This window comes from Amycolatopsis sp. NPDC005961, assembly GCF_040629235.1.
In the GTDB taxonomy this organism is placed as follows: domain Bacteria; phylum Actinomycetota; class Actinomycetes; order Mycobacteriales; family Pseudonocardiaceae; genus Amycolatopsis; species Amycolatopsis camponoti.
Genome location: NZ_JBEXVF010000017.1, coordinates 160,415 through 170,937, shown reverse-complemented (window position 1 = coordinate 170,937; position 10,523 = coordinate 160,415). Strand labels below are relative to the sequence as shown.

Sequence of the window (10,523 nt, the reverse complement as noted above, 5' to 3'; positions counted from 1 at the left end):
GCTCGCCGACCGGCCGGTCATGGTGCTCGACCCGATGCTCGCCACCGGCGGCTCGATGGAGTACACGATCCGGCTGCTCACCGATCGGGGCGCCGCCGACGTCCTGCCGCACACCCCGCTGGGCGCACCCGGCGGGATCACCTCCGCCGGCCGGCGGGCCTGGCGGTGGGAAGGCGAGATGGCCGAGATCGCCGAAGCGTGCGCCGACGCCGGGCTCTCACCCGCGTCGGTCGACGCGGCGCGGGAACTGTTCGGCCGCTGGCGCGACCACCGCGACGAAGCCGGCCTGACCCTCGCCGACCTCCTTCAGGCGCTGGTCACCCGGCCGGCGTGACGTCGATCAGCACCTTCCCGGTCGCGCCCTCCTCGGACGCGATGTGGGCCTTCGCGGTGTCTTCGAGCGGGAAGCGGTGGACCGGCACGCCGCGGTCCTCGCCGAGCCGCAACGCGCCGTCGGCCAGCGCCGCGGTGACGTCTTCGGCGGCGGCGCGGAGCTTGTCCTCCCCGACCGTGTAGAGCACGAGGAACTGGTAGCGCGTGTTCAGCCACAGGTTCGGGCCGAACTCGAGGCTGACCGTGCCCGTGCCGCGGTCGTCGCCGTAGACCGCGACCGTGCCGCGCGGACGCAGGACCTCGGTGTGCAGCCCGGCGTTGACCCCGGCCGCGACCTCCACGACCAGGTCGACGCCGTCCGGCGCGACCTCGCGGATCCGGGCGGCGAGCTCCGGGTCGGGGTAGCGCAGCACGTGGTGGGCGCCGGCCGCGCGGGCGAGCGCGGCCTTCTCGTCGCTGCTGACGGTCGCGACGATCGTCGCCCCGGCCCAGCGGCCGAGCTGGATCGTGGCGTTGCCGACCGCGCCGGCCCCGCCGCTGACCAGCACCGTCCGGCCGTCGAGCGCGCCGGGGGAGAGCCGGGTGGGCCCGTCTTCGGCGACGGTCAGCGCCCGGTGCGCGGTCAGCCCCGGGACACCGAACCCGGCGCCTTCGTCGAAGCCGGCGGCGTCGGGCAGGCGGAAGACCTTCGCCGCCGGGAGCACGGTGTACTCCTGCGCGGTGCCGGCCTCGGGGCCGTGGGTGCCGGCGAGGATCAGCCACACGCGGTCGCCGGGCGCGAGCCCGGTGACGTCCGGGCCGACCGCGTCGACGACCCCGGCGCCGTCCTGGTTGGGGACGGTGTCGGGCGTTTCGGTCCCGGCCTCGGCGCCGCGGCCGGCGCGGGCCTTCCAGTCGGTGGGGTTGACCGCGGACACGACGACCCGGACGCGGACCTCGCCGGGACCCGGGTCCACGAGGGCCCGCTCCGACACCGACAGGACCTCGGGTCCGCCGTGGCGGCGGTAGACGACAGCTTTCATGCCGGGTGCAATCCCGCGGCACCCCGGGGTTATTCCCGATGTCCACCGGAAATGAGGTAAGGGTAAATCCGCAGCGTGCGCCACCCGCCTATTCGCCGCCGGGCGAAAACGACGGGAAAACGCGCGCCGTGCGGGTGATCCCCCGGCCGGGCGATTTTCCGTGCTGCCCGAGCGAAATCGGCCGCCGTCGCAGAAACTGGGCGCGTGGGAGAGGAAAAGCGCAGTCCGGGGGACGAGCGGCCGAAGCGTGACGACGGGGAACCGACGCCGATCTTCGACGCGGTGTTCAGCGCCACGCGCGCACGGGCGACTACGAAGAATCCGCCGGGGGAACCGGAGAAATCAGGGCGCTGAATCACTTTCGGTGGCGGGGGAGGACCGGCGTGCGCGAGGGGCGGGCGTGGCGCGGCTTGGCCGTGACGTACGGCGTGGTCTCGGCGGTCCAGGCCTACCTCGCGGCGGTGATGGGCGTGGTGTGGGCCGCGGTCCTGGCGGCGGTGTTCCTGGCTGCGGCGATCGCGTGCGGGTTCGCCGCCCGCTGACCTGAGGCGGTTTGTTCGACATCCGCAGTGAACATGTAGCATGTCCCGCGCATGCGCAGGCACGGTCGAGGAGTGGAACGTGGCAGGGGTCGTGAACAGCATGATCGCCGCCGAGTACGCGGCGGGCGCCACGATCTCGGAGCTCGCCGAGCGCTGGGGCATCGACCCCCGCCAGGTGATCGAGCGCCTGGCGCGGGTCGACTCGCAGTCCTGAGCCGCGGCCCTCAGATCGCGCGTTCTCCCTTGCCGAGTACGACGATCCCACCCTCGCTGACGTGGTAGTGCCCGCGGTCCCTGGCCAGGTCGACCCCGATGTGCGCCCCCGGCGGCACCACGACGTTCTTGTCGAGGATCGCCCGCCGCACCACCGCGCCACGGCCCACCCGGGCGCCGTCCAGCAGCACCGACCCCTGGACCACCGCGCCCTGCTCCACGAGCACGTCGGGCGAGAGCACCGAGTCCACGACCTGGGCGCCCGAGATGATGCAGCCGTTGCTGACGATCGACTGGTTCGCCGAGCCGCCCTCGACGAACTTCGCCGCCGCGCGCTGGCCCGGGTGCGCCAGGATCGGCCACTTCCGGTTGTACAGGTTGAAGATCGGGTGCGTCGAGATCAGGTCGGTGTGCGCCTCGTAGTAGCTGTCGATCGTCCCGACGTCGCGCCAGTAGCCGTGGTCGCGCTCGGTCTCGCCGGGCACGACGTTGCCGTTGAAGTTGTAGACCGCCGCCTCGCCCGACTTGACCAGCGCCGGGATGATGTCGCGGCCCATGTCGTGGTGCGAGGCCGCGTTCTCGGCGTCCGCGTGCAGCGCCTCCAGCATCACCTTCGTCGTGAAGATGTAATTGCCCATCGACACGTACGACTCCTCGGGGGAGTCGGGCAGGCCCGGCGGGTCGGCGGGCTTCTCCATGAACGCGTCGATCATCAGCCCGTCGGTCGTCCGGATGACGCCGAACGAGCTCGCCTCGGCGCGCGGCACCCGGATCCCGGCGACGGTGACGCCGGCGCCCGAGGAGATGTGGGCCTCCAGCATCTGCCGGGGGTCCATCCGGTAGATGTTGTCCGCGCCGAACACCGCGATGTACTCGGGGTCCTCGTCGTAGACCAGGTTGAGGCTCTGGTGGATGGCGTCGGCGCTGCCCTGGTACCAGCGCGGCCCCAGCCGCTGCTGCGCCGGCACCGGCGTGACGTACTCGCCGGTCAGCGCCGAGAGGCGCCACGTCGTCGAGATGTGCCGGTCGAGCGAGTGCGACTTGTACTGCGTCAGCACGCACAGCCGCCGGAACCCGCCGTGCACCAGGTTCGACAGCACGAAGTCGACCAGCCGGTGCACACCCCCGAAGGGCACGGCGGGTTTGGCGCGGTCGGCGGTCAGCGGCATCAGCCGTTTGCCCTCGCCGCCCGCGAGCACGATGCCCAGCACGTCCGCTCCAGTGTTCACGACGACCTCCCGCACGCCTCGTAGAGGGCGACCGTCCGCTCGGCGATCGCCTTCCAGCCGAACTCGCCGACCGCGCGCTCGCGGCCGGCGGTACCCATCGCGGCGGCCCGGTCCGGGGAACCCACCACCTCGTTCAGCGCGGCGGCCAGGCCCGCCTCGAACCCTCGCGGGTCCTGGTCGTCGTAGTGCACGAGCAATCCGGTCCGGCCGTCGTCGACGACCTCCGGGATGCCGCCGACGTCACTGGCCACCACCGGCGTGCCGCACGCCATCGCCTCCAGGTTCACGATGCCCAGCGGCTCGTAGACCGACGGGCAGGCGAACACCGTGGCGTGGGTGAGCAGCTGCACGACCTCGGGACGCGGCAGCATCTCCGGGATCCAGCGGACCCCGGTGCGCGTCTTCTCCAGCTCCGCGACCAGCCCGCGGAACTCCGCGTCCAGCTCGGGGGTGTCCGCGCCGCCCGCGCACAGCACCAGCTGGGTGCCCGGGTCGAGCGACGCGGCCGCGCGCACCAGGTGCGGGACGCCCTTCTGCCGCGTGATCCGGCCGACGAACAGCACGTACGGCCGGGTCGGGTCGATGCCGTGCTTCGCGAGTGCGTCCGTGCCCGGGTCCGGGCGGTAGAGCGTGGTGTCGATGCCGTTGTGGATCACGTGGACCCGCTCGGGCGGCACCGCCGGGTAGGCCGCGAGGACGTCGCGGCGCATGCCGCCGCTGACCGCGATGATCGCGTCCGCGGACTCGTAGGCCTCGCGCTCGATCCACGACGAGACGCGGTAGCCGCCGCCGAGCTGCTCGGCCTTCCACGGCCGCAGCGGCTCCAGCGAGTGCGCGGTGACCACGTGCGGGATGCCGTGCGTCAGCTTCGCCAGGTGCCCGGCCAGGTTCGCGTACCAGGTGTGGCTGTGCGCGAGGTCGTGGTCTTCGAGGGCGTTCGCCATCGAGACGGCGATGTCCATGGTCGTGAACGCGGGCTGGCGGTACCCGTGCGGATCGGTGTGGCCGGTGGCGTCCGGGCGGTCCGCGCCCCAGCAGTGGACGTCGAGATCGACCAGCGACCGCAACTCCCGGGCGAGGAACTCCACGTGAACCCCGGCGCCGCCGTAGACCTCCGGCGGGTATTCCCGGGTGAGCAGGCCGACCTTCATGCCGAAACCCTATGGCCTCCCCGGCCTGTGGCGCAGTCTGGCGTCCAGGGGAATCTTCGGAGTTTTCGGTCACTGCTCAGATGAGCGCGGCGATCACGGCTCTCGGGTGAGGGTGAAGTGGCCGACGCCCTTCGCCGCGGACCGGACCTGCCAGCTGTCCGGTCCGGTCGCCGGGCCCTGGGCGTACTGCAGCCGGTAGTCCGGCTTGCGCGGCGTGACCGAAGTGTCCAGCCAGTGGTAGTTGACCCGCAGCGCGAGGCTCATCAGCGGGTTCGCCGTCGCGATCCGCTTCTCGACGAGCTCGACCGCGTGGCCGCGGTCGGAGAACTCGTCGATGATGGCGCACTCGCAGAAGTAGGCGAGCGTGCCGATCTCGCCGGGACTGGCGACCGCGGCCCCGGCGAGCCGGGGGCCGAGCTCGGTCCCGACACGGGCGTAGTCGGTGGAGCTGGCCCAGTTGCCGAAGATCACCGGCGACTTCCACGGCAGGCCCTGCGCGGCGTCGACCGCGGCGCCGGCCAGCACCAGCAGGCCGGTGAGACCCAGTGCGACGGCCGGGGGCGTGCCGCGCAACGCCGGGCGTTCGCGGGCCTGCGTCAGCCAGGCGCCGAACGCGGCGACGGCGAACGCGCTCGCCGCGGTCACCGGGGCGACGTAGTACCAGTGGAACGGCCCGACCCCCAGGAACGAATACGCGACGTAGTAGAGGATCCCGCCGCCGCCCAGCGCGGCGAGGGGGCCGAGCGCGGGGAACTCCGGCCACCGGACCCCGAACCGCGCGGCCGCCCACCCGGCCAGCGCGACGACGCCGAGCAGGGCCGGGACGAACGACACGAGCACGGTGACCGGCCAGCCGACGTAGTACATCACGGGCCCGGTGCTGTAGGTCCACGGTGCGAACAGCCCGGCCTGCGTCTGCTTGATCACCAGCGTGTCCGGCACGAACGACCCGAAGGCGACCCAGCTGACGACGAACCACGGCGCGGCCGTCAGCACCGCCCAGCCGACGACGGGCAGCAGCCGGCGGCGGATCGCGGGCGCGCTCACCGCGATCAGCACCACGAACACGATGAGGTCGAGCCGGGTGAGGACGGCGAGCCCGCCGGTCACGCCGAACAGCAGGGGCCGGCCTTCGAGCGCGAAGACCGTGAGCACCAGCAGCACCGCCGGGATCAGCAGGACTTCCAGCCCGATCGCGGACAGCACGAACGGGTTGAGCAGCACCAGCGTGACGCCGAGGACGCCGGCGGCGGGCGGCAGCGCGAGGGTGCGGCCGATGCGCTGCCACGCCCAGCCGAGCGCGCCGCCGCACAGGACCGTGAGGATCCCGAGCGCGATCACCGGGTGCGGGTCGCCGGCGATCCGCGTGAGCAGGGTGAGCGCGGCGAGCAGCAGCACGTTCAGCGGGGACGTCGCGGAGTTCGCGGGCGAGCCCGGGATCAAGCCCCACTCGCCGTGCACGGCGAGGTTCTTCGCGTAGGCGAGGGTGATGTAGCCGTCGTCGGTCAGGCTGCCGCGCACCACGAGGAAGACGACGGCGCCCAGCACCGCCCCGAAGACCGGCAGCCACCGGCCGGGCGCGTTCCCCTGTTCCGCGGTCGTGCGTTCCGCGTCCGTTTCCGCAAGCACCTGCCCACCTCGCGGAACGACCGCCCGCTGTCCGACTGCCATGGCCCGGCACCGTAACGACGGCGTATTACCGGGGTGCTACACCCGGATCACGTCCGCCGGCCCCGCCAGGGTTCACCCGATGGTGGCACGGCCCGGCGGGGCCCGCAGCGTGGTCCACTGTGGACGGGGTGGTCAGGGCGCCTTCCGGCGGGTGGTGACCAGGACGAGCGCGACGCCGCCGGTCAGGAGCAGGGCTCCGAGGCCGAGGATCGGGCCGAGGTCGATCCCGGTGTCCGGCAGGCGGCCGCTGCCGCCGCCCGGGGTGGTGGGTGCGGGGGCCGGGGTGGCCGATGTCGTCGAGGATGCCGAGGTCGTGGTGGAGGTGGCCGGGCCGCTCGTGGCGGTGGTGGTGGTCGTGCCGGTCGACGGCTCGGTCGTGGTCGGCGCTGTGGTCGAGGTGGTCGGCTCGGACGTGGTCGGCGATGTGGCCGAGGTGGTCGGCTCGGACGTCGTCGTGGTCGTGGTCGTGGCCGACGGCTCGGTGGTGGTCGTGGTCGGGGTCGTGGTCGACGGCTCGCTCGTGGTCGCTGTCGTCGACGGCTCGGATGTGGTGGTGGTCGGCTCGGTGGTGGTCGGCGAGGTCGTGGTCGTCGTCGGCCCGGCCGTGGTCGTCGTGGTCGAGGTGCTGGTGGTCGGCGCCGTGGTGCTCGTGCCGGTGATGGTCGTCGGGGCCGTCGTGGTCGGTTCGGGCTCGTCCCGGCACGAGGGCAGGTCGCCGACGAACGGGTACGCGTGGAACTCCTGCCCGCTGCCCTGGCCGGCGCTCGAACCGTGGACGAGGTCGCCCGCCGTGAAGAAGCGGCCGTTCGTCCCCGGCAGCGTCACGGTGGTCGTCCCCGCCGGGTTGCCCACGAGCACGCTGCCCTGGAACATGCCGCTGCCGGTGAGGCCGACCGTGGCCGCGGCCGGGAAGTTCCACAGCAGGCGGGGGCGCAGCGCGTTGAGCGGGTCGCTGTCCTCGATGCCGCCGCTGTAGGTGTTGATCGTCCGGGCCCGGCCGGTGAGGTTGACCAGCACCGTCGCCCCGGCGGGGATGCCGGCGAACGCGATGCCCTGCGTGCTGCCGCCCGGCCCGGCGATGTCCTGGTCGATCGTGAAGACCTGAAGCTTCGCCTTCCCGTCGCCGGTGAAGAGCGTCTGGTAGCCCTGGTTCACCGCGGTCCCGGTGGTCGTGGCCCGCGCGTAGCACCTGCTCGCGGCGTTGAGCCGTCCCCGCAGCCCCGCGTACGGCTGCATCGCGTCGGTGTCGTGCACGAGCTTCCCGATCACGGTGCCGGTGACCGTCTTGGCGTGACGGACGACGCCGCCGGCCGAGTCGCCCACGGCGTCGAGCCGCTGCTGGTCGGCGACCGTCAGGTCCCCGCCGACGGTCAGGTAGTCGGCACCGTCCGGCGGCGGCACGCGGGAGCCGACCCCGGCGACGCCGACGTTGTAGATCGACGACCCGGACGTCTTCCGCAGCGTGAAGTCACCCCCGACGACCACCCGGCCCTCGGCCTCGGCGGCGCTGCCGGTGACGCGCATGCTGCCGCCGACGTAGAGGTTGACACCGTTGTCGCGCCCGGCGAAGGGGCGGTTGCCGACCGGCGGGTAGGGATCGGGGCACGTCCCGGGCACGCACGGTCCGAGGCCGTCGGGCAGCGGGTCGGCGTGCGCGGACCGCAGCACGGGTACCGAAAGCACCACGAGCCCGCAGGCCGCCAGCGCCGCCAGGGCGGCATGGGTCGCGCGCACGGAACCTCCCCTGTCCACTGTGGACTACCAGGGTCGGACGCTAGCGGCCGGTCGTGCCGGGCGCCCGCCGATCCACCCGATCGAGGCCGCCGAGTCCACCAGGGGACCGCCGTGCGGCCTCTGCCGCCTTCACCGGGTGCGGCCGCCGTTCAGGCGACGCGAACGGACGGGCTCCCGGTGACTGCGGCGCGCTTCGGCGCAGCCGAGGCCACCAGGCCACCGGTGGACGGCCGTGCTCCCGGCTTCGAGGCGTTCGCCGCTTTCCGGGAGGTGTGGTCGTGGCTCAGGAGATGCGGACGGCCGGATCCCCGGTGACCGCGGCGCGCGCTTCGGCGACGCCGGGGTGCAGCGGCAGCACGCTGTCCAGGCCGAGGATGGCCAGGGGCCGGGCGACCGCGATCCGGGCCGCCGCGATGGCGTACGGAATGTCGAGCGCGACGGCCTCGCGGTAGGACTCGACCAGGACGCTGAAGACGGTCGAGTCGCAGTAAGTCGTCTCGGAGAGATCGGCGACGACCGCGGTCGCGTCGCCGCGGAACGGGCCCAGCAGCGCGTCGCGCAGCCGGGTGGTGGTCGCCAGGTCGAGGTCGCCGGCGCAGCGGACGATCACGACCCCCGCTTCGGTGGTCGTCGCGAAGCGGGGCTGAGTGCGGTTCTCGGTCATCGGGGCCCTCCTGCTCGGCGAAGTACCCACCGCACGCCGGGTTCACTCGCCCGGGTGGGGCGAATCGCTGCGGCATCCGAGGGATAACGATGCGCAAGCGTTGCAGACGGGTATAGCTTGACTGTGCAGCACCCCTTCCGCCCGCGACTGGGCGGGCCGTGGCGGGTTGCCACACCCCGCGGCCGTCCGGATCCGGCTGACGCGGGCCGGATCCCCCGGCGCCGGGCGGCGCCGAAGGGGACGCGGCAGGTCGACGCCCCGCCGCCGCGTCCCCTGTGGGCCGCCCTCCGGGCTTCGGCCGGCCCGGGGTTTCCGGGTTTGGTTCCACCGCGTGACGGCGGTGTCCCGCGGCGTCCCGGCGGAGGTCGTCCCCTCGCCGACCTCCGCCGGGCGGTCCCCGAGACCCGGCCGGCGATCTCCGCGCCGGGCGTGGCCACGGTGTCCCTGCCGGTCAGGTGGCCTCGTCGTCGCTAAGCTGCGGCGAGCGAGGCGAAGGGGAACGGTGGAACCGAAGAACATCGAGACGGGTGCCTGGGCGCCGGGCAAGGTGGCCGCGCTGCTGGGCGTCTCGCCGGTGACCCTGCGCAGCTGGAGCGCGCGGTACGGGATCGGTCCGTCGGCCCCGGCTTCCGGACGGCACCGCCGCTACTCCGACGCCGACGTCCGGCGGCTGCAGCACATGCAGCGGCTCGTCGCCCGGGGGATGCCCGTGCGGGAGGCCGCCGCCGTGGCCTTCGGCGACTCGTCCGCCGGCCCGCCCGAGGTGCCTCCGGCCCGCCGCGTGCGCGAGCTCGAGGACGCCGCCGACGAGCTGCGATCCGCGTCGGTCGCCGGGCTGATCGACGAAACCCTCGGCACGCTCGGCCCGGCGGCCGCCTGGACCGAGGTCCTCGCTCCGGTCCTGCGCAGCCTCGGCGACCGCTGGCAGCGCGGCGACGTCTGCTTCGGGTCGGAATGGGCGCTGACGACGGAGATCTCGCTGGCGTACGAGCGGTTCAGCCGCCGCTTCCCGGCGGCCGTCCCGGGCCGGCCGGTCCTGCTGGCGTGCTGTCCCGCCGAACGGCACTCACTGCCGATGGAGGCCCTGCGCGCGACCCTGGCCGAGGCCGGGGTGCCGGTCGCCTACCTCGGCCAGCTGGTGCCGGCCGAGACGGTCGCCGACCTGGCGGCGCGCCTCGACCCGGTGCTGGTGCTGCTGTGGTCCCTGGCGGCCCCGACGGCCGACGACCTGCTCGCCGCCCGCGTGCGCGACCTCGGCCGCGTCGTGGGCATGGCGGGGCCGGGCTGGGAGCACCTGGGCGACCGCGGCTTCGCCAGGGTCGACGACCTGGCCTCGGCGGTCGAGCTGGCCGTGGCGCACGCGGAGGCGTAGTTCCGGCTTCACGCCAGTCCGTCGAGGACCCGCGTCAGCTCCGGCACCACCGCGTCCCCGAGCCGTTCGAACTCGCGCTTCAGCAGCGGGCTCGCGAGCTTCGCCCAGCCGTGGAACACGATCGTCGCGCGGTAGCGGACCGTCGTCCCGTCCGGGCCCGCGGAGAGGCCGAAGTCGTCGGTCGAGGTCGCCGTCTTGTTCCGGCCCACGAACGTCACGCGGCCGGCGTCGCGCCGCGTCAGGTGGTAGTCCAGCTCCGTCCGGCGGCCGCGGAACTCCGACACGTTGTGCCACTCGGCGCCGACGGTGATCGGGCCCGTGTCCGTGCGGGTGCACGTCACCGTGCCCGGGTCCCAGTCCTCCGTGTGCGCGAAGTCCGCGAGGTACTCCGCGACGCGCGCGACCGGCGCGCGCACGGTGACGGTGCGTTCGACCTGGACCATCGGACCTCCTGGATCGGTTCGTTGCGCAGCCGTTGCAACCGTAACGGGCACCGCTCAGCGGGGCACGCCGAAGGTTCCGCAGACAACGATGTCAAGTATTCGGAATTCTTGTCTGCCTTGTCTTCTTGACGCTTCCGGCGCGCGCGGCG

At 73.4% G+C, this 10,523-nt stretch carries 10 protein-coding genes and 1 pseudogene; 4 read left to right on the top strand and 7 right to left on the bottom strand.

Going from position 1 to position 10,523, the window contains the following annotated elements:
• Positions 1-202 (top strand): annotated as a pseudogene (locus tag ABZ342_RS18430) (uracil phosphoribosyltransferase); the annotation flags it as partial.
• Positions 203-317: 115 nt separating this feature from the next.
• Here ABZ342_RS18430 and ABZ342_RS18425 read toward each other — a convergent pair.
• Positions 318-1,355 (bottom strand): NADPH:quinone reductase, encoded by a 1,038-nt coding sequence (locus tag ABZ342_RS18425; protein ID WP_360474235.1) that lies wholly within the window; start codon positions 1,353-1,355, stop codon positions 318-320.
• Between the two features lie 383 nt (positions 1,356-1,738).
• Here ABZ342_RS18425 and ABZ342_RS18420 point away from each other — a divergent pair, with 383 nt between their 5' ends.
• Both ABZ342_RS18420 and ABZ342_RS18415 read left to right on the top strand, forming a co-directional pair.
• On the top strand, positions 1,739-1,897 hold the full coding sequence (locus ABZ342_RS18420; RefSeq protein ID WP_360474233.1) for a hypothetical protein: 159 nt from the start codon (positions 1,739-1,741) through the stop codon (positions 1,895-1,897).
• 79 nt (positions 1,898-1,976) lie between these two features.
• Positions 1,977-2,111, top strand: a complete 135-nt coding sequence (locus tag ABZ342_RS18415; protein WP_277875400.1) for a hypothetical protein — start codon at positions 1,977-1,979, stop codon at positions 2,109-2,111.
• A gap of 10 nt (positions 2,112-2,121) precedes the next feature.
• Here the strand turns inward: ABZ342_RS18415 and glgC are convergent, their stop codons facing one another.
• The 5 genes from glgC to ABZ342_RS18390 all read right to left on the bottom strand — a co-directional run bounded on the left by glgC (position 2,122) and on the right by ABZ342_RS18390 (position 8,559).
• Positions 2,122-3,339, bottom strand: a complete 1,218-nt coding sequence (gene glgC / locus ABZ342_RS18410) for a glucose-1-phosphate adenylyltransferase (RefSeq protein WP_196425373.1) — start codon at positions 3,337-3,339, stop codon at positions 2,122-2,124.
• The gene (gene glgA, locus ABZ342_RS18405; RefSeq protein WP_360474230.1) at positions 3,336-4,490 is read right to left on the bottom strand and encodes a glycogen synthase; all 1,155 of its coding nucleotides are present in this window, start codon (positions 4,488-4,490) and stop codon (positions 3,336-3,338) included. Before glgA ends, glgC begins: the two co-directional genes overlap by 4 nt.
• A 93-nt stretch (positions 4,491-4,583) precedes the next feature.
• Positions 4,584-6,119 (bottom strand): hypothetical protein, encoded by a 1,536-nt coding sequence (locus ABZ342_RS18400; protein WP_360474228.1) that lies wholly within the window; start codon positions 6,117-6,119, stop codon positions 4,584-4,586.
• A gap of 174 nt (positions 6,120-6,293) precedes the next feature.
• Positions 6,294-7,895: a choice-of-anchor A family protein gene (locus tag ABZ342_RS18395; RefSeq protein ID WP_360474226.1), complete on the bottom strand. Its 1,602-nt coding sequence runs from the start codon at positions 7,893-7,895 to the stop codon at positions 6,294-6,296.
• Between the two features lie 283 nt (positions 7,896-8,178).
• The gene (locus tag ABZ342_RS18390; RefSeq protein WP_360474224.1) at positions 8,179-8,559 is read right to left on the bottom strand and encodes an STAS domain-containing protein; all 381 of its coding nucleotides are present in this window, start codon (positions 8,557-8,559) and stop codon (positions 8,179-8,181) included.
• Positions 8,560-9,061: 502 nt separating this feature from the next.
• Between ABZ342_RS18390 and ABZ342_RS18385 the strand changes: the two genes are divergently transcribed.
• Positions 9,062-9,931 (top strand): MerR family transcriptional regulator, encoded by an 870-nt coding sequence (locus ABZ342_RS18385; RefSeq protein ID WP_155543781.1) that lies wholly within the window; start codon positions 9,062-9,064, stop codon positions 9,929-9,931.
• A gap of 8 nt (positions 9,932-9,939) precedes the next feature.
• Here ABZ342_RS18385 and ABZ342_RS18380 read toward each other — a convergent pair whose 3' ends face one another.
• Complete coding sequence (locus tag ABZ342_RS18380; protein ID WP_360474221.1) at positions 9,940-10,374, bottom strand: SRPBCC family protein; 435 nt, start codon at positions 10,372-10,374, stop codon at positions 9,940-9,942.
• Positions 10,375-10,523: the final 149 nt, after the last annotated feature.